Origin of the sequence: Oceanicaulis sp. UBA6590 (assembly GCF_002433705.1) — a bacterium.
Taxonomy (GTDB): Bacteria; Pseudomonadota; Alphaproteobacteria; order Caulobacterales; family Maricaulaceae; genus Oceanicaulis.
In genome coordinates this window covers 51,196-69,761 of record NZ_DJIQ01000022.1, presented here as the reverse complement: position 1 = coordinate 69,761, position 18,566 = coordinate 51,196, and the positions used below count along the sequence as shown (strand labels likewise).

The following is an 18,566-nucleotide window of genomic DNA, read 5'->3' as shown; positions in this document are numbered from 1 at the left end:
GGCCTTCATGCTGCTTGATGCTGGCCATCGCCGCTTCGCGATGCTCGGCCTCGCCCAGATGCAGCACCATGGCGCGCGCCTTGCCGCCCTCGGCCTTGATCTCTTCGGCCACGCGCTCGCAATCGGCGATCTTGCGGCTCGAGCAGATCACCATCGCGCCATTGCGCGCCATGCGCTTGGCGGCGGCTTCGCCAATACCGCGGCTGGCCCCGGCGACGAGAACCACACGGCCTTCCAGCGACAGGTCTTTCTCGGACATGATTTCCTCCCGTTCACGTCACTTAATGCGTTAAGCGGCACGTTAGCGTTGGACGATGGCGATGGCGAGGGGGCGCCTGCAACGAAAAAGGGAGGCGTTTCCGCCTCCCTCCTTGAACGCTTACTCGGCGTCGTTCAGACCCAGCCGTTCGGCCAAGTCCAGCTCCGGCGCCGGCGGTTCGCCGCCTTCGCCCATCAGGTAGTGGGTCATCCAGCGCTGCACGCGCAGACCATAGTCATACTGGGCGGCGGCGCGGCGATTGCCGTGGCCTTCGCCCGGATAGGTGACGAGCCGAACCGGCGCGTCCGAGGTCTGCTTCATGATGCGATAGAGGATGAAGGACTGGCTGGTGTCCACCCGCGTATCCGCTTCGCCATGCAGGATCAGCGTCGGCGTGGTCGACCCCGGCGCATGATAGGTCGGGCTGTGCTCGAGATAGTTCATCCAGTCCGCCCAGGGCGGCTGCATGAAGTGCACATCCACCATCTCGATCGGAATTTCCGTCGTGCCGTAAAAGCTGATCAGATCGGTCAGCGCCACGAAGGGGGCGGCGGCGGCGAAATGCTCGCTGGCCACGGTCGCAGCCCAGGCCGACGCAAAGCCGCCATAGGAGCCGCCGGTGATGCCGACGCGGTCCGCGTCCACGATTCCGGCCTCTGACAGCGCGCCGATCGCGTCCACCAGATCCCAGAACTCCTCGCCCGGCGCATCCAGATGATCAAGCTTGGCGAAGCGCTCACCGCGGCCGGTCGAACCGCGATAGTTGGGATAGAACACCGCAAAGCCCTGACCCGCGCCGATATGGCCGAGATTGGAATAGCCGTTCACCCAGCCATTGCTGTCATGGGCTTCGGGGCCGCCATGCACGGTCATGATCATCGGCCACCCGCCCTGGGGCGCGTCGCCCTGCGGGGTCACCAGAACGCCCTCGATCCGCTCGCCGTCACGGGCTTCAAATTCGAACACGCGCTGATCACCCCAGGCGATATTGGCGAGTTGCGGATTGTGATCGGTCCACTGGCTCAAACGACGGCGGTCGCCCACGAACAGTTCGCGCGGATGGGTGGCGGCATGAATGGTCGTCGCCAGCACGCGATCATCGCGATCATAATCCATGGCCGAGATCACGCCCGCCTCGGTCGGGGTGCGACGCTCTTCGCGGCCATTGATGTTGTATTCGACCAGCGCCGTGCCCGTGCCCACGCTGGCGACGGTCAGAATGGAATCGCGGTCGATCCAGGCAAGCTGGCTCACATGCTGCTCGGCGTCGCGCGCAAGGGCGCGGAACTCGCCACTCGCCGCATCCGCCACATGCAGGGTCCCGGCGGTCGGGTCGGCGCGATCCGCCGCCGCGATGAAGGCCAGGCGCGCACTGTCTGGCGAGAACGCCGCCATGCCGATCTTGCCCTCGGTCTCGATCGTGGAGACGACCGAGCCATTCGCAGCGTTCACCACATGCCACTGGCGCTCCATCAGGGAGTCATCGACCAGCGTGGTCGGCGCCAGCGCCACGGCCAGACGCGAGCCATCCTCGCTCAGCACCAGCGATGAGGCATGACCAGGCAGATCAAAACGCACCGGCTCGGCGTCCGTGTCGGACAGATCCGCGCGCCAGACATGGGAGAACACGTCATTCTCCTCATACACATTGGCCATGAAGCCGCGATCGCGCAGCTCGGACTGAACCGGATCCGCCTTGTCGCGGGCGATGAAGAAGAGGGTCTCCCCATCGGGCGCGATCACATAGGACTGGATCGAGGCGTCATGGGCGAAGATGCGCCGCGCCTGACCACCATCCACCGGGATTTCATAGAGCGCCGAGCCTGTATCGCCATCGCGGCGGGTCAGATAGGTCAGCCCGTCGCCCCGCGGCGACCAGTGCGCGCCGCTGATATAGCTCTCATCGCTGACATACAGACGCGCCGCATCGGGGCCGGAGGCCACATAGAGCTCGGCCCTGGGCGCGCCATCCTCTTCACCCGCCACCACATTGCGCGGCACGGACAGCGTGAAGGCGACCCGCTCGCCATCGAGCGAAATGTCAACGCCGGACACCTGTCGGATTTCGAAGAGGTCTTCCAGCGTCAGAGGCTCTTGCGCGAAAGACGGCGCGCCAAGCGCGACCGCTGCAGCAACCCCCAGAGCGCCTGTGAACAGTGGACGGTTCATGACGATACTCCTTGGTGAACTCGCAGCAGACTATAGACGCGCTCACCGCTCCGTCGAGGCGAAGTCGGCAGGGACAGCGGTCACGCATGCTGCGCCTGAAAGCGCCAGCATGCTGCAATTCCTAATGAAGTCTTAATCGCGGGTCGGCGCCTTGGAGAACTCGGCGTACTTGTTCTTTTTTTCGCGCACGTCCTCGGCGCCCTCGATCACAACCACCGCCTCACCCTTGGGCGGATCGGACAGGCGCGCTTCCAGCTCGGACAGCGTTCCGCGCCAGACCCGCTCGAACCGCTTGGTCAGTTCCAGCGACAGAGCGGCCCGGCGATCGCCCAGAACCTCACGCGCATCCGCCAGCGTTTCGGACAGTCTTTGCGGGCTTTCCATCAGGATCAGGCTGGCGGGCAGGCTGGCATAGGTCTCGAACAGCGCCTTGCGCTTGCCGGACTTGCGTGGCGGAAAGCCGATGAAGGTGAAACGGTCGGTGGGCAAACCCGAAATCGACAACGCCATGATGACAGACGACACGCCTGGCGCGGCGCTGACCTCAAGACCGGCCTCGATCACCGCCTGCACGACGCGATAGCCGGGATCGGAAATGGCGGGCGTGCCCGCATCGCTGACCAGCGCCACGGTCGCGCCATCGGAGATCAGCTTGACGATCCCAGCCGCGCTCGCCTGTTCGTTATGGTCATGACAGGCTATCAGTCGCTTGTCGGTGATCCCGCCCTGATCCAGGAGACGCCGCGTGACGCGCGTATCCTCGCAGGCAATGGCGTCCGCATCACGCAGAACATCCCAGGCGCGCGGGGTGATATCGCCCATATTCCCGATGGGCGTTGTCACCAGCACCAGGCGCGGCCCGGTTTCCGGCGGCGCATCAAGATCAGCGGTCTGTGCGGAATCAGTCATTCAGTCATCCTAGCGCCGTGAGCGTGGGAGAACAGCGCTGCAGACTGCGTCCTACCAGGAGCCCGAGCGCCAGGCGCGCATCAAATCGCTCCAGCTGGCCGTTCCGGACAGTGTCCGCATTACGCCATCCGCCGGCGCCTCGTAGAGCAGCGCATGCAGGCCAGACGCCGCCTGCCTTGGACTGCGCGCGATCATCGCCTCTATACGCAGGGTCGACAGCCGCGCCGAATGCGGGGGCGGCGGCGGAGCGTAGAGGCTCAGCCCGTAACTCAGTCGCCGCGCCTGGATCTGCGCCCAGCGATGCAGCCGCACCGCCGCCATGCCGGGCGCAAAGCGCAGGCCATAGGCGTCGGCGGGCGCGAGGATCACCCGTCCGCCGCCGCGTCTGAGCGGGCGATAGGCGAGCGGCCAGACCCCCTGAGCGTGGCGCAGCGAATCGGTCGGGACGCCCCACTCCTGCAATCGATCCGTCTGCAAGGCTGCGGGCGGACTGGATGGCGGAGCGAGCGTGAACCGCGCCTGCTCCTGCACCGCATGATCGCGGCTGAGAATCCATTGATCGAGCAGGGGGGCGTCCGCACTGGCGAGCTTGATCCGGACCCGCTCGTCCAGACCGCCATCAAGCGGCGCGGAAACCAGTGTGGACAGCTGCACGCCGCGGCCCGCAGGCAGTCCCACATCCTCAGGCGGACGGGTATCGACCAGCCAGCTTGTGCGGATGACGCCGATGCCGGTGTCGACCAGAACCCGGGAGCGCGAGCGCCGGATCTGATCGATCCGCACGCCTGTCTCCAGCACCAATCGTGGTTCAGACGCCATGAGGTCCAGCGCCGCATCCTGGACTGTCTGAGCCGGCACCCGCGCCAGCACCAGCCGGTCGAGTGGGCGATGCAGCACCGCCCCGTTCAGGCTTTCCACCTCGAATCCCGTCAGCCGGCCGGCCTCATAACGGCGCAGCGCATGGCTCGGATATGTCGGAAACACCCATTGTCGCGGATTGGGGCGGATCTCCCGAGGCTCCAGGACCAGCGTGCGCAATCGCCGCCCGGACTGGGCCATGGCCGCCCCCAGCGCCAGTCCGGACAAGCCGGCGCCGAGTATCACAAGATCGAAGCGTTCACTCATGGCGTTCGTGAAATCCGCATGTCATCAAGGCTCTGCAATCTTTGCGCGCCAACGCATTGCGCACACCTTGCTTGGCTCAGTCACATTAACAGGCTTTAATGTAGCGCCGCCGTCCGGTGGCGAACATCTGATGCAAGTACAAGAACAAGACAGGCGATCAAATGGACCTGCCAATGACGAAACGTGCGCAACGCAAGGCCGCGACCCGCGCCGCCGTGTTGCGGGCGGCCCGGGAGGAGTTTCACGCGCAAGGCTATGACCGGGCGAAGATTGTCGACATCGCACGGGCGGCTGATGTGTCTCCGGGCACCGTGCTCAACGCCGCGCCCACAAAAATCGCGTTGCTGTGCGAGGTGATGGCGGACGACTTCGAACGCCTCGGAGAGGAAACCGCTTCCCTGGCCGCCTGCCAGGATGGCGATCTGCCAAGCTGCATCAAGGCTCTGCTGGATCTGCATCTGGCCCGGCATATCGAGGACCTGGAGCTGTTCCGCGCGGCGATCGGGCATAACTGGCTGACCAATGAATCCGACTTCAAGACACTGCATGTCAGTCTGGAAGCGGCCTGGTCGCCAGTGCGCAACCTGCTCAATGGCGCGTCCCAGACGTCCTCGAACGTTCTTCGCGACTGCCCGGACCTGCTGACCGAAAGCCTTCTGGATCTGTATCTGGGCGTGTTGCGCCGTTGCGTCATCCACGCCTGGGACCCCGAGCTGGCCCGCCAGCAGCTGCATCGTCGGCTCGACCTGGTGTTTCACGACTGCCAGAGCCGCGCTGAGCTGCAATAGCGTATAAAAATGCGGCCGGCATGAGGGGCGCCGGCCGCAAAAGGACGCGCTGGTTGATGTCTGACGCCAGCGCAGGGGAGCCTTCTGATTCGAGGGAGCGTCCCGCCGATAACCGGCGGGACTCATAGGCATCAGAAGGGATATTTGGTCGACAGGGTGGCGCGGGTGATCGTGCCGCTCTGACCGTTTTCCAGCTCGCGTTCCCCGAACAGGAGTTCGGCGCCGACGGTCACCGGGCCAACAGGGAAGAAATACGCCCCGAAAGCGGACCAGGTGCTCTTGGTCACGCTCGTGCCCGTCAGGGTGATGTCGTTATCCGCTTCCAGCATGGAATAGCCGATGGAGAGGCGACGGCCGTCGCCCAGCGCCTGACGCCAGGCCACCAGCCCGCCATAGACCGGGATCGCTTCCAGATCGCCGGACGCGTTGACGACCGCCCCGTTCACGGCGTTCAGGCCGATATAGCGGCCGATGCCTTCCCCGCCGGTCAGCGAGAAGCGCAGGTCGGAGCCCTCGCCCAGATTGAGCTTGCCCGACCAGTTCAGGCCCCAGCCGAAGGCATTGCCGTCCACGCCGCCGCCCTCATAGGCGAGGTTGCGGCCCAGCGCGGACACGGTCATCGCCCCATAATCCCCGCTCCAGTTGTAGCGCGCCACCACATCCGGGAAGGCGCCGTCGCCGCCATCAATCCGACCGCCGCCGCCAAAGGGCGTCACCGTCGTATCCGGATTTTCGAGCGCAAACTGGAACCCGCCATTGGTGTACCGGATCTGGGCCTGACGACCGAACAGCATGCCGTCAGAGCCGACAAGGAAGCTGGCGCTTTCCGGGATCACCGCCGTGTTGGTGAAGGTCGACCAGTCCTGACCGATGCGCCAGTTGCCCAGCTGCATCCAGGCGACCCGAAGGCGCGGATTGTAGGAGTTCGACACCCGCTCATCGCCGCTGGCGGAGCCCAGGAAGTCAAACTCGATCCGGCCCGTCACCGTGCCGATGTCGGATTCAGTCGAGGTGGCGAAGAAGAAACGGCTGGATTTGGCGGTGAAATCGAAATCGGTCTCGCCATCGCCCGAACCGCCTACCGGGGTCGCACCTGAAATATAGAAGTCCCGGGCAATCGAGGTCGCCCCGAAATCACCATCGCTCAGATCGGTGACATGGGCGTCGAGATCCACATAGCCGCCATAGGTCACCTGTGTGTTGCCCATCATGAAGCCACGGTCCGCCGAAGAAGAGGCGGCTGGCGCGGCCGGCGCGGACGCTGTTCGCTGTTCGATCTCGATCACCCGGTCGGTCGCGGCGTCCGCCTGGGCGCGCGCCTCCTCGAGTTCGCCGCGCAGATCGGCCACCATGGCCTCCAGCGCCGCCAGTCGTTCCTCAAGCGCGGTCACGTCCTGCGCCTGCGAGGCCGCCGACAGCACCAGCGCAGACGCTGTGGCGGCGAGTACACTTCGAATACCAAGCGTAGTCATAAGGTTGTCCCTCCCAAGGATAGCCATGTGGCCCGTGCCGATTTTTCGGCTTTATTATGAAAGTATCGTTGTACAGAGGGGCGGACGGTATGGGACGTTCGTCGAAAGTTAGCGTTTGGCATGTGCTACTTTTTGCCGAGACGACGACGCATGCCGACGTGCATTAGGGTCTCGAACCATTTGAGGAGGCGTGTGTGACGACACAGAGCGCACAGGGCCGGGTCATCCTGGCCGATGACCACCCCCTGTTTCGCGGCGCATTGAGTACGGCTGTCAGCAAGGCCGCTCCCGGACGCGCGCTTGTGGAGACCAGCACGCTGGCGGAGACCCTCAAGGCGCTCGATGAAGGACGCGCCGATCTGGTTTGCCTAGATCTACACATGGCTGACAGCTCGGGGTTCATCGGTCTGGCCGAGCTCAGGAAAAACCATCCCAGCGCGCCAGTGGTCGTCATCTCCGCGAGCCAGTCGCCGGGCGTGGCGGCGCGCGCGCTCGAGTTTGGCGCGTCCGGCTTCATCCCCAAGACCGCCAGCATGAACCAGCTCGTGGAAGCGCTGACCGCCGTGCTCAATGGCGATGTCTGGGCGCCCGATGAAAGCGGCGACCCGCAGGCGCAGGAAGCGGCGGAGGCCGCCGCGCGGATCGCCCAGCTCACCCCGGCGCAAATGCGCGTGCTGCACGGTCTGGCCGCCGGCCGGCTGAACAAGCAGATCGCCTTCGACATGGGCATTTCAGAAGCCACGGTGAAAGCGCATGTGACGGCGATCTTCAGAAAGCTCGACGTCATCAACCGCACCCAGGCGGTTCTGGTGGCCCAGGCGCTGAATGTGGAGCCGCCCGCCGAGCAATCGGTCTAGGGCTGAAGCGTCTCCATCCGCCGTTTCAGTGAACTGAGGCTGGCGCGCAGCACCGCTGGCGATGCTGGCTTGCGCACCAGCTCCAGCCCTGACTTCAACGCATCCTCCTCGACCGCGCCGCTGCGTTCCGCTGTCACCAGCAGACCGGGCGGGCGTCGGCCCCATTCCGCGCACAGGGCGTCATAGACCTCGGGCCCGGTCACTTCGTTCTCGAGCTGGAAGTCCAGAATGACCAGGTCAGGCCCCACCACAGGGAAGGCGGCGCGCGCGGTGTCGATATCCGGCCCGCCTCGCACCTCGCAGCCCCACCGCTCGAGCAGGGTTTCCAGCGCCTGAAGCACGTCCGGATCATCATCGACGCACAACACCGTCAGCCCCTGCAGATCGCCCGGCCGGCGCCGTGCGGGCGGGCTGGCGGAAGTATCCCGGGACGCCGCTCGCGGCAGCACGACCTCGAAGAGCGCGCCCTCTCCCAGGGCGCTCCTGAGCGTGATCTTGTGCCCCAGAGACGCACAGATCCGGTCCACGACCGCAAGACCCAGCCCCAGGCCCTGATCCTCGCCCTGCCCGACCGCGCCGCGATGAAACTCGCGGAAAATCGCCGCCTGCCGGTCCGGCTCAATGCCGGGTCCGGTATCGATCACCTGCAACCGGACCTGATCGCCCGCACGCCGGACCCCGACCAGCACCTTGCCTTGCTGGGTGTAGCGCACCGCATTGGCGATCAGGTTCTGCACCACGCTCGTCATCAGGCCGCGGTCGGAGAAGACCGCAAGGCGGCTTTTCACCACCCGAAGCGTGAGCCCCTTGGCCTTGGCGCGCCCCTGGAACTGGGCGGCGGTCTCCTCGATCAGTTCATCGATGGCGAAGACGCTGGGTCGTGGCGAGACTCCGCCGGCATCCAGCCTCGAAATATCCAGAAGCGCCCGCAACAAGCGGTCAGCGTGATCAATCGCGCGTTCGATCTGATGGGCGAGATTGCGGTTCTCGCTCGAGCCGCCCTCCCCCAGAGCGCCCTCCAGCGCGCCGGCATATAACCGGGCGGCGGAGAGCGGCTGAAGGAGGTCGTGTGAAGCCGCGGCGAGAAACCGCGTCTTGGACTGGGTTGCGGCTTCGGCTTCCCGGCGGGCGACTTCCAGATCCTGCGCCAATTGAAGCCGGGCCTCGCTTTCCGCCTTCAGCGCCGCGGTCCGCTCCTCGACCCGGGTCTCCAGAAGGTCATAGGCCCGCTTGAGCGCTTGTTCGGCTTCGCGGCGGGCGGTGTTGTCCTGGTAGACGCCGAAATAGCCCACCACCTCGCCATCCTCCAGGCGCGGCTGATAGACCACCTGCCAGGAGCGCGCCCGGCCGCCGCCCTTTCTGCGCGAGATGTCAAAGACCTGCCGCTCGCCGTTCAGAGCCGCCTCCATGTGCGGACGCCGCAGGGCGTACTCCTCCGCAGACATGAAGGACTCAAGCGGCTGACCTATGGCGGAGAGATCAAGATCGAAGAAATCCAGATAACCGCGATTGGCGAAGCGCAGCCGGTAATCCCGGTCGGCATAGCTCAGCAGCACCGGCAGATTGTCGGTGTAGAACCGGATCGAGCGCTCGCTTTCCTTCAGCCGGTCCTCGGAGGAGCGCAATTGCTCGGCGGTTTCATCGATCAGCTTGACCACATCACCGGGGCTGACCCGGGCGCCGCGCAGGACGCGCGTCATCAGGATGCGCGCCGAAGCCGCGCCCACGGCCCGCGCCAGCCGGGCTTCGGCAAGGCCCGCCACGGCCGCCGTCAGCACGTCTCCGGAGCGCAGGGTTCGCGCCACCGCCCGCGACAGGTCATCCAGCGCCCGTTCGGCCTGGGGCGCGCCCAGCACCCGAATGAGGACGGTTTCAAGATCGGAAATCCGGGCGCCCGCGGCGGGCGCGGTTTCCAAGGGGCGGGCGCCGGTGAAGGCGTCCGCCTGCAGCTCATCCACCAGACCGGTCGAGGAGAAGGCGACCGCGACTATGAAGGCGATGATGTTCGCAGCAAGACACGCCATGGAGGCGAAGGCGAACGGATCCACACCCGCCGGCGCCGGCGGCGGCGCGCCGGCATAGCTGGGGATCAGGATCAGCACGACCCATAGCCCTAGCCCTGCGCCCATGCCCGCCAGGGCGCCGGCGCGGTTCGCCTTGCGCCAGTACAGGCCGAACAGCAGGGCCGGCGCGAGCTGGGCGACCCCAGCGAAGGCGACCAGGCCAATGCCCGCAAGCGCTGCCTGCCGGTCGAGCCCGAGATGGAAGAGATAGGCAAGCCCGACAAGCCCCAGCACCGAGGCGCGCCGCCACATCAGGAAGCGTTTGGCGAGATCGCTGCGGCGCGCTTCGGCCAGGAAGAGCGGGCCCACCAGATTGTTCACCAGCATGGTCGACATGGCCAGCGCAGTGATGGTCACCATGCCCGCCGCCGCCGAAAACCCGCCCAGAAAGACCAGGACAGCCAGCCAGCGAGCATCGAGCTCAAGCGGGAGGGCCAGCACATAGGCGTCCGGATTGGAGCCCCCCAGAAGCGTGGAGCCGGCCCAGGCGATGGGCGGCACGAGAATGGCGACGAGCGCCAGATAGGCCGGAAAGCCCCAGCGCGAGAGCTTGGCGTCGCTGGGCTTGGCGACCTCGACCACCATCATGTGAAACTGCCGCGGCAGACAGAGCGCCGCAAAGGCGCCCAGCAGGGTCAGGACCAGAAACCGGAAATCCACCCCCGGAAGGCTGAGCGAGGATTGCGCCAGGGTCTGCATGCGCGTTTCCTGCGGCAGGTGGATCCAGACCTCGACCGCCAGCCAGCCCACCGCCAGCATGGCGACGAGCTTGATGATGGATTCAAACCCGACCGCCAGCACAAGCCCCCGGTGGCTGGCGGCGGTGTCGGTATGACGCTGGCCGAACACCATGGCGAAGGCCGCCAGGCTGACAGCCACCGGCAGCCCCCAGCCCCGCCCCAGGGGCCCACCGGTCAGCAAGTCCAGCGAGGCGGCGGCGCTTTTGAGCTGCAGCGCGATATAGGGAATCAACGCCAGAAGCAGCGCCAGCGTAGCGAGCGCGCCGACGGCAGCGGACTTGCCGTAGCGCAGCGACAGGAAGTCCGCGATCGAGCTGGTGTCATGCTCGCGTCCAAGCGCCACGAGCCGGCGAACGATCGGAAAGCCCAGCAGGAAGACCAGCGCCGGCCCCAGATAGATCGGCAGATAATCCCAGCCCGCCCGGGCCGCCTCTCCCACCGCGCCATAGAAGGTCCAGCTGGTGCAATAGACCGCCAGCGCCAGGGTGTAGAGCACGGCGCGGCGGCGGGAAGAGCGGTCGAACCGGGCCGCGCGCGCATCCCCCCAGGCCGCGATCGCGAACAGCAGGGCCACATAGGCGCCAAGCACCCCAAGCGCGAGACTGAGCGGCACGACGCCTCCTCCCCTGTCCGTCCGTGTCTTTTGGTATGCTCGGACTCTTCTGAACGATAGCCGGACTGCTGCCCGCCTGACCAGAGCCGGCTCTCAAACCGAACGCGGCGGCCCGAAGGCCGCCGCGCCGATTGCAGGGAGTGAAGCGTCGGCTATTCAGCCGGGGCCGCTCCCGGATGGCTGACATGCGCCGCCTTGGACGGCAGTCGGATCTCCTCGACCATGTTCTGCACATCCTCTGGCGGAGCCTTGGTCGCCAGCGAAACGATGATGGACACCGCGAAGCTGATGACCATGCCGATGGCGCCGAACCCCTCGGGCGAAACGCCCAGGAACCACTGGTTCGCCGTGCCGATGGCGAAGTCCGGCAGCACCCCGAACACGCCGCCCAGGAAGATCAGTCCGAAGACGATCGACCCGATCAGCATGGCGCGGGTGTCGCCCTGCTCCTTGAGGCCGAAGTGCATGATCAGAAGGACGATGCCGATGATCAGCGCCACGACGCCCAGCACGACCGAGCTGAAGCCGATCTTGAAGTGCACGATATAGGCGGCGGTGATCGACAGACCGATCAGCATGCCGGCGATGGCGCCTTCCTTGTTCATGCGCTTCCAGAAAATCCCGAGGAAGATCACCGGGAAGAAGCTGGCGGCCGCCAGACCGAAGGCGAACGCCACCACCGCGGCCACAAAGCCTGGCGGGTTGATGCCGGCATAGATCGCCACCAGCACCGCGCCCACCGCGGCGAGACGCGCCACGAGCAGCTCCTGGGTGTCGGACATGTTCTTGAACAGCACCTTGCGGCACAGATCGTGAGACACGGCCGAGCTGATCACCATCAGAAGACCCGCCGCCGTAGACAGCGCCGCGGCCAGGCCGCCCGCCACCACGAGGCCGATCACCCAGCCCGGCAAGCCGCCGATCTCGGGATTGGCCAGCACGAAGATGTCACGGTCGAGACGCGTCATCTCGTTGGTTTCGGGATCGGCGCGATACTGGATCCGGCCGTCGCCGTTCTTGTCGGTGAACTCCAGAAGGCCGGTATTCTCCCAGTTGTAGAACCATTGCGGGGTCGCATCCTCGCCCATGGCGGAGGCCCGGGCGTCGCCGCGCGCCACTTCCTCGGAATACACGCTCTCATTGACCGTCTCGATGAAGTTCGAACGGGCGAAAACCGCAACCGCCGGAGCCGTGGTGTAGAGCAAGGCGATGAACACCAGCGCCCAACCGGCGGATTTGCGGGCGTCGGACGCCTTGGGCACGGTGAAGAAGCGGATGATCACGTGCGGCAGGCCTGCCGTGCCGACCATCAGCGCCACCGTGATGGCGAAGACGTCGATCATCGATTTCTGTCCGTCCAGATAGGACGCGAAGCCGAGCTCGGACAAGGTCCGGTCGAGATCAACCAGCAAGGGCGTGCCGTCGGCGGTGTTGCCGATGAAGCCCAGCTGGGGCAGCGGCGTGCCGGTGATCGACAGGCTCAGGAAGATCGCCGGGACCGTATAGGCGAAGATCAGCACGCAATACTGCGCCACCTGGGTGTAGGTGATGCCCTTCATCCCGCCGAGCACGGCGTAGAACAGCACGATGATCGCCCCGATGATCACCCCGATGGTGATATCCACGCCCAGGAAGTTGGAGAAGGCGATGCCCACCCCGCGCATCTGGCCGGCGATATAGGTGAAGGAGATGAAGAGCGCGCAGATCACCGCCACGATGCGGGCGGCCTGGCTGTAATACCGGTCGCCGACAAAGTCGGGCACGGTGAACTTGCCGAACTTCCGAAGATAGGGCGCCAAGAGGAGCGCGAGCAGCACATAACCGCCGGTCCACCCCATGAGATAGACCGAGCCGTCATAGCCCGAGAACGCCACAATGCCCGCCATGGACAGGAAGGAGGCGGCGCTCATCCAGTCTGCGGCGGTGGCCATGCCGTTGAAGACCGGGTGCACATCGTGCCCGGCCACGTAGAAATCATCGGTGGATGCAGCGCGAGCCCAGACGGCGATGCCGATATAGAGCCCGAAAGTGCCGATGACGAAAAAGGCCGTCCAGAACAGGGTCGACGGCAGACCCAATACGGTCGCTTCCATGATCCCCTCCCCTATCCTTCGTCATCATCGACGTCGAACTTCTGCTCGATGCGGTGCATCATCGCGGAATAGACGAAGATCAGGATGACAAAGACGTAGATCGCGCCCTGTTGCGCGAACCAGAACCCCAGCGGCGCGCCGCCGATGGAGAAGTTGTCCAGAACGTCGCGGAACAGGATTCCGAAGCCGTAGGACACGATGAACCAGATCGCGAGCAGAACCCCCATGAGGTTCAGGTTCGCGCGCCAGTATTTCTTGAACTTGGACTCGGAAATCATGTGATCACCGGGCGGCCCTTTCGGCGGCTCGCCTCCGGTGGGATGGTCTGTCTCAGCCATCGTGCTCCTCCCTTTTCATCGGGGTTTTCCCCGTATGACCAAGAAGGTGTCAGGCCTCACGCAGAGCGGGCAGCCCGACATTGGTCGAAGCCTGTCTTGCGGCGCCCTCGCACCCCAGAGCGCTGCTCAGGACAGTTTCCACAATCACATCAGCGAGATGCCATCTCGGCCAGACCTGTGCCTGCCGCGCAGCACGCCCGGAGCTCACAGGAGGGCGAGACCGCCATCCCTGGCGGGTTTTACCCCGAAAACCTCCGCCAGGACTCTCTCGGTCAGGGCGGTTTCCGGGGCAGCAAATGCATGCAGACGCCCCTGGTGAAGCACCGCGATCCGATCGGCGTGACGGCGCGCCAGGTTCAGGTCATGCAGGGCGCAGATCACGCTGCCCCCCTTGTCCGCCTGGGACCGAAGCACCTTCATGGCTTCAAGCTGATGACGCGGATCGAGCGCGGCAATGGGTTCATCGGCAAACAGGACCGGGGCCCTCGACGCCAGCAGGCGCGCCAGATGAAGGCGCGCCTGTTCGCCCCCCGACAGCTCATGGATCAGGCGGTGCTTCAGGGACAGGGCGCCGGCTTGCTCGAGCGCCGAATCCACCATCTCCCGGTCCGCCGCCGCAAGGCGGTCATACGCGGCTCCTCCCCACGCATAGCGTCCCAGAGCCGCCAGATCCCCACCTGTAATCGACCAGGCGACGGCCCGGTCCTGAGGCAGATAGGCCATCTGGCGCGCGCGTTCCCGGGCCGAAAGGCGGGTTACGGGCGCGCCGTCCAGCATCACCGCTCCGGTCTCGCACTCCACGAGCCCCAGCATCGCCTTGATGAGCGTGGACTTGCCAGCTCCGTTCGGCCCCACAAGAGCGACCAGTTCGCCAGCCTGCACGTCCATTGAAATGCCAGAGAGGATCTCGCGCGCGCCGCGCAGCACCCCAAGCCTGTCGACAATCAGGCGCATGCGGCTGGTCTGCATCATCGGCCCATCCCCCGTGTCCGCGCCGCAATCAGAATGAAGATCGGCGCGCCAATCATCGACACCATCACGCCCAGGCGTAATTCCTGGTCCAGCGGCGCCAGCCGCAGCACCAGATCCGCCAGAGCGATGAGGCCGCCGCCCAGAAGCGCGCTCGGCCAGATCAGGTCCGTCGGGTCATGCCGGACAAAGGGGCGCACCAGATGCGGCGCCACAATGCCCACAAACCCGATCACGCCGGAAATCGCGACGGCGCCGCCGGTCAGGAGCGCCGCCGCGCCGATCACGCCCGCACGGGTGCGACCCAGATGAACGCCCAGCGTCTGCGCGGTCTCTTCGCCCAGAGCCAGCGCCCGCAGTCCCGGAGCCGTCAGGGCCGCCAAACCGACGCCGACAATCCAGAAGGGCGCCACAAACATCAGATCATCCAGCGAGCGATTGGTGACCGAGCCCAGCATCCAGGTGACCATGTCGGACAGGGCGAACCGATTGGGCGCCAGATTCATCGCCAGAGCGCCCAGCGCCCCGGCGAAGCTCGACAGGCCCACGCCCACCAGGATCAGCTGAACCGCGCTGATCCGCGCAGCGGCCAGAACGCTCAGCACGAGCGTCGCGGCCAGCGCCCCTGCGACCGCCAGCACTGGCACGGTGAAGGCGCCCAGAAGACCCAAACCGAAATAGAGCGCGATGATCGCCCCCAGAGAGGCCGAAGCCGACACGCCCAGCACGCCGGGTTCAGCCAGCGGATTGCGCAACAGACCCTGCATCAGCGCGCCCGACGCGCCGAGCGCAGCCCCCACGCCGACCGCCGCCAGGGCGCGTGGCAAGCGGATCTCCCACACGATGATGTGCGCAGTCGCATCACCGCCGCCCAGCAAAGCCGCAACGGCATGGGGCAGCGCCAGGTCAGAACTCCCCAGCAAGGCGGAAAGGATCAGGACGAGTCCGACCCCTGCGCCCAGGATCAGGTTGATCATCACCCGGCTCATGGCATGGCTCCATCCACGCTGTGAAAAAGCGCATTCGCCGCCTCACGGGCGCGCAGGGCCTCGTCAGCGATGAACCAGGCGCCGCATGACAGCGCGGCGGCGTCGAGATAGATCACCGGCGTCGTTTCCATCATCCGTCGAAACACGCTGTGCCGGCTGGCCGACCAGCTGTCGATGGGCGCGGTCTCGCCGTCAAAGAAGGCGGCGAGGATGATATCGGGCTGCTGGGCGTGCAGCTGTTCGAGCGGCAGGCTCACCCATCCGCTCTTGCCTTGCTGAGCCATGATATTGTCAAAGCCCGCCGCGGCCATGAAGGCGTCCATCAGGGTTCCAGCCCCCGTCGTCAGCCCCGATGGCGTCATGTAGAGCGCTGTCAGACGCGGCCCGTCCGCCGCCCGCGCCAGCTGGGTGCGCATGCGTGAAATGCGCACTTCGCCGGTTTCAGGTCGCCCCAGCGCGGCCGCCGTGCGGCGGATCATGGCTTCCACATCGTCAAAGTCGGACGCAAAGCCCAGCTCGAAGGTCTCAAGGCCCAGCCGGTCGAAATAGGCGCCGGCCCTACCGCCCGCATCATAGCCGCGCACAATGAGATCCGGACTGAGCGCCAGAACATCCTCGGCGTCATCGCGAATTTGCGGCACGCCCTGCGCCTGCGCCCTGAGATAGGAGTGGCGATCATCCGCATGGTCAGAGACCGCCAGCACATGATCGGGATCCGCCAGACCCAGCACATACTGATCGGCGCAATAGTCCAGAGACACCACGCGCGGCTCGAGCGCCGCCGTCGGATCAGCGACGGCGACGCCCAGAACCAGGGCGGCGAAGGTCAGCGCCGCCCCGACCATTACGGACGCACCCGCACGCCGAAGGTCACCGCGCGCGGCGCCCCGGCGAAACCGGCGACCGGCTCATAGGTTTCATCCAGCAGATTGCGCACGCCCAGCACCAGCTGGAGCCGGTCGTGAACATCAAGCGTTCCGGTCAGGTCGACCGTGTCATAGGACGGGGTGCGGCCTGCGCCGCTGGCGTAGAAACCGTCATCGTCATAGGTGGCGTCCAGACGCTCGCCCACATAGCGCCAGGTGGCGCTGAGCGACGCGATCTCGATCGGACGCCAGGTCCCGGTCACCGCCCAGCTGTCTTCGGGACGACGCAGCAATGGCGCGCCCGTCGCGGCATTGGTCGCGTCCGTATAGGTGTAATCCACCCGCAGGCTGGCCTGATCGACCGGACTCCATTCTGCGAAGACCTCCACGCCCTGCAGGTCGGCTTCGCCCACATTGCGGTTCTGACCGATGAACAGCGCGCCGTCATAGACATACTCGATCAGATCCTCGATCTCGCTGTCATACCAGACCGCGCCAAAGCGCAACGCGTCCTCACGGCCCAGCAGCGAAACCGCACTTTCAAAGCCGATCTCGAAGCTCTTGCCCTCTTCCGGATCAAGGTCCGGATTGGCGGCGACAAAGGCCGAGCTCGAATAGCGTTCGGACAGGCTCGGCGCCTTGAAGGACGTGCCATAGCTGGCGCGCAGACGCGTGTTCAGCGCATCCAGGCGATAGACCGCGCCCAGATTCCAGGTGGTCTGGCTGCCGAAGGCTTCGTAGTCATCCAGACGAATGGAGCCGGTGACGTCAAACCGTGCGGTCAGCCCCGCCTGCACTGCGGCATAGGCCGACCACAGATCCTCGCTGACCGACAGGGGCGCATTGAAGGCGGTGTCGGTTTCGGCGGTCTCGTCCTGATATTCGACGCCGAAGCTCACGACAGGGTCGACCAGGGCGGACAGGCCGTCCGGGGTCCAGGCATTCGACCACTGCACGAAATCACGCTCGCCGTCATAGCGATCCGTGATGGCGCCGTCATTAAAGCTGTCGAGCGCCATATCCACGCGGCCTGCGCGCAAACGGCTCTCAAAATTGTTCGCCGGACGGGCATAAACCAGCCCCAGACTCCACAACGTGCTCTCATCCTCGCTGCGCAGATCGGGATCATCCGCGCGCTGGAAGCCGGACGGGCCGCCAGAGAAGGTGTCAAAATCAACCTGGGATTCGCGGTGACGCACCAGCGCTTCAACGCTGAGCGCCTCGGTCAGCGCGAAGCCGCCATTGGCGGACAGCACGGTGAACTCGGACGGATCCGCGTCGCCATTATGGGTCGAGATGCGGTACGGATTGACGTCATAGCCGTCGCTTTCCTGGTATTCCGCCGTCGCAGCCAGATTGAACCGACCTTCGCGCACGCCGCCGCCAATAAGGGCGTGATAGGTGTTGAACTCACCCACCGAGGCTTCGCCATAGATTTCAGAGCCGGATTCTGGCGCACGGCGCGGCAGGATATTGATCACCCCGCCCACAGCGTCAGAGCCATACAGAGACGAGAGCGGGCCGCGCACGATCTCGATCCGCCCGGCGTCGCCCACCAGGTCAGACCCGAAATTGAAGGCGCCATTGGACGCCGCCAGATCATTGACGCGGATGCCGTCATAGAGCGCCAGCACGTGCTTGGAGTTCGCGCCGCGCACGAACACGCTGGCGGAGGAACCCGCGGGACCGGACTGCACGACAGCAAGCCCCGGCGTCTCAGACAATGCCTCGACCAGGGTGTTCTGGTTCTTCAGATCAATCTCGGCGCGGTCGATCACATCCAGCGTGACCGGCAGACGCTCAAGCAGGCTCGGCGCCCGCACGCCGGTGACCACTATGGTGTCGTCGGTGGTTTCTGTCGTTTCCGCGGCGAGAACCGGAGCGGTCGAGAGTGCGGCGGCAAGCGCCGCAAGGGAAATCTGGGCTTTCATCCGAAGCCTCCGTTCGCGACCAGGCGCGAGCGACCCGGACGGCAGCGAGTGCAACGGCGCTCCGCCCTGACAGGATCAGGGCGAGTCTCGACGCGCCGGACGTCGCTGCAAACGGAAGGCTTCCGCGTTCAGATGGTGTGTTCCCGCACCGTGAACGAGCGACCGCGTCGGCAGGTCTCCTGGCTTGCGGGTCAATGCGATGCGCCGCCTTCCCAGATCTGACGATCCAGTGGCTGCTGACGCCTCGCTCGCCGCTCACAGTTGCGGGTACAGCCCCGGACCAGACGCTCGCGCGTCGCACCGGTGTTCCCTCTTCGCTCCCTCGCGGGAGAACCGTCGCGTATGTCGGTGTGTAATCGGGGGACGCGCCCCCGGTCAAGCGCGC

General features: G+C 65.6%; 14 protein-coding genes and 1 riboswitch. Of the genes, 2 read left to right on the top strand and 12 right to left on the bottom strand.

Translation table 11 applies throughout. From position 1 onward, the window contains the following. The 4 genes from B2Z70_RS04090 to B2Z70_RS04075 form a co-directional block, all read right to left on the bottom strand. A partial coding sequence (locus B2Z70_RS04090) for an SDR family NAD(P)-dependent oxidoreductase (protein WP_292981318.1) occupies positions 1-259 on the bottom strand: 259 nt, incomplete at its 3' end. 120 nt (positions 260-379) lie between these two features. Further along, positions 380-2,428, bottom strand: coding sequence for a S9 family peptidase (locus B2Z70_RS04085; protein WP_292981315.1), 2,049 nt, complete (start codon positions 2,426-2,428; stop codon positions 380-382). A gap of 132 nt (positions 2,429-2,560) precedes the next feature. Next, positions 2,561-3,337 (bottom strand): 16S rRNA (cytidine(1402)-2'-O)-methyltransferase, encoded by a 777-nt coding sequence (gene rsmI, locus B2Z70_RS04080; protein WP_292981312.1) that lies wholly within the window; start codon positions 3,335-3,337, stop codon positions 2,561-2,563. Positions 3,338-3,388: 51 nt separating this feature from the next. Beyond that, a complete protein-coding gene (locus B2Z70_RS04075) occupies positions 3,389-4,462 on the bottom strand; it encodes a hypothetical protein (protein ID WP_009802745.1) in 1,074 nt (357 codons plus the stop codon). Between the two features lie 173 nt (positions 4,463-4,635). Here B2Z70_RS04075 and B2Z70_RS04070 point away from each other — a divergent pair, with 173 nt between their 5' ends. Then, positions 4,636-5,250, top strand: coding sequence for a TetR/AcrR family transcriptional regulator (locus B2Z70_RS04070; protein WP_292981307.1), 615 nt, complete (start codon positions 4,636-4,638; stop codon positions 5,248-5,250). 131 nt (positions 5,251-5,381) lie between these two features. Here the strand turns inward: B2Z70_RS04070 and B2Z70_RS04065 are convergent, their stop codons facing one another. Further along, positions 5,382-6,722 (bottom strand): DcaP family trimeric outer membrane transporter, encoded by a 1,341-nt coding sequence (locus tag B2Z70_RS04065; RefSeq protein WP_292981304.1) that lies wholly within the window; start codon positions 6,720-6,722, stop codon positions 5,382-5,384. 194 nt (positions 6,723-6,916) lie between these two features. Here B2Z70_RS04065 and B2Z70_RS04060 point away from each other — a divergent pair, with 194 nt between their 5' ends. Next, on the top strand, positions 6,917-7,579 hold the full coding sequence (locus tag B2Z70_RS04060) for a response regulator transcription factor (RefSeq protein ID WP_009802742.1): 663 nt from the start codon (positions 6,917-6,919) through the stop codon (positions 7,577-7,579). Here B2Z70_RS04060 and B2Z70_RS04055 read toward each other — a convergent pair. The 7 genes from B2Z70_RS04055 to B2Z70_RS04025 form a co-directional block, all read right to left on the bottom strand. Next, on the bottom strand, positions 7,576-10,995 hold the full coding sequence (locus B2Z70_RS04055; protein ID WP_009802741.1) for a hybrid sensor histidine kinase/response regulator: 3,420 nt from the start codon (positions 10,993-10,995) through the stop codon (positions 7,576-7,578). The two genes, B2Z70_RS04060 and B2Z70_RS04055, sit on opposite strands and share 4 nt — an antisense overlap. A gap of 152 nt (positions 10,996-11,147) precedes the next feature. Next, positions 11,148-13,088 (bottom strand): sodium:solute symporter family protein, encoded by a 1,941-nt coding sequence (locus B2Z70_RS04050; RefSeq protein WP_009802740.1) that lies wholly within the window; start codon positions 13,086-13,088, stop codon positions 11,148-11,150. An 11-nt stretch (positions 13,089-13,099) separates the two neighbouring features. Further along, positions 13,100-13,426 (bottom strand): DUF4212 domain-containing protein, encoded by a 327-nt coding sequence (locus B2Z70_RS04045; RefSeq protein ID WP_009802739.1) that lies wholly within the window; start codon positions 13,424-13,426, stop codon positions 13,100-13,102. Between the two features lie 204 nt (positions 13,427-13,630). Next, a complete protein-coding gene (locus tag B2Z70_RS04040) occupies positions 13,631-14,398 on the bottom strand; it encodes an ABC transporter ATP-binding protein (RefSeq protein WP_292981294.1) in 768 nt (255 codons plus the stop codon). After that, positions 14,395-15,384, bottom strand: a complete 990-nt coding sequence (locus B2Z70_RS04035) for a FecCD family ABC transporter permease (protein WP_292981292.1) — start codon at positions 15,382-15,384, stop codon at positions 14,395-14,397. The genes B2Z70_RS04040 and B2Z70_RS04035 overlap by 4 nt, the downstream gene beginning before the upstream one ends. Then, positions 15,381-16,229 carry an ABC transporter substrate-binding protein gene (locus B2Z70_RS04030; RefSeq protein ID WP_292981289.1) on the bottom strand — a complete coding sequence of 283 codons (849 nt, stop codon included), beginning with the start codon at positions 16,227-16,229 and terminating at the stop codon, positions 15,381-15,383. The genes B2Z70_RS04035 and B2Z70_RS04030 overlap by 4 nt, the downstream gene beginning before the upstream one ends. Further along, complete coding sequence (locus B2Z70_RS04025; protein WP_292981286.1) at positions 16,229-18,181, bottom strand: TonB-dependent receptor domain-containing protein; 1,953 nt, start codon at positions 18,179-18,181, stop codon at positions 16,229-16,231. The genes B2Z70_RS04030 and B2Z70_RS04025 overlap by 1 nt, the downstream gene beginning before the upstream one ends. Positions 18,182-18,333: 152 nt before the next feature. Further along, positions 18,334-18,534: riboswitch (cobalamin riboswitch) on the bottom strand. Between the last annotated feature and the right edge of the window lie 32 nt (positions 18,535-18,566).

Coding starts and splice junctions, on each gene's coding strand:
- B2Z70_RS04085 (WP_292981315.1), bottom strand. CDS start 2,428: ATGAACCGTCCACTGTTCACAGGCGCTCTGGGGGTTGCTGCAGCGGTC.
- rsmI (WP_292981312.1), bottom strand. CDS start 3,337: ATGACTGATTCCGCACAGACCGCTGATCTTGATGCGCCGCCGGAAACC.
- B2Z70_RS04075 (WP_009802745.1), bottom strand. CDS start 4,462: ATGAGTGAACGCTTCGATCTTGTGATACTCGGCGCCGGCTTGTCCGGA.
- B2Z70_RS04070 (WP_292981307.1), top strand. CDS start 4,636: ATGACGAAACGTGCGCAACGCAAGGCCGCGACCCGCGCCGCCGTGTTG.
- B2Z70_RS04065 (WP_292981304.1), bottom strand. CDS start 6,722: ATGACTACGCTTGGTATTCGAAGTGTACTCGCCGCCACAGCGTCTGCG.
- B2Z70_RS04050 (WP_009802740.1), bottom strand. CDS start 13,088: ATGGAAGCGACCGTATTGGGTCTGCCGTCGACCCTGTTCTGGACGGCC.
- B2Z70_RS04045 (WP_009802739.1), bottom strand. CDS start 13,426: ATGGCTGAGACAGACCATCCCACCGGAGGCGAGCCGCCGAAAGGGCCG.
- B2Z70_RS04040 (WP_292981294.1), bottom strand. CDS start 14,398: ATGATGCAGACCAGCCGCATGCGCCTGATTGTCGACAGGCTTGGGGTG.
- B2Z70_RS04035 (WP_292981292.1), bottom strand. CDS start 15,384: ATGAGCCGGGTGATGATCAACCTGATCCTGGGCGCAGGGGTCGGACTC.
- B2Z70_RS04030 (WP_292981289.1), bottom strand. CDS start 16,229: ATGGTCGGGGCGGCGCTGACCTTCGCCGCCCTGGTTCTGGGCGTCGCC.
- B2Z70_RS04025 (WP_292981286.1), bottom strand. CDS start 18,181: ATGAAAGCCCAGATTTCCCTTGCGGCGCTTGCCGCCGCACTCTCGACC.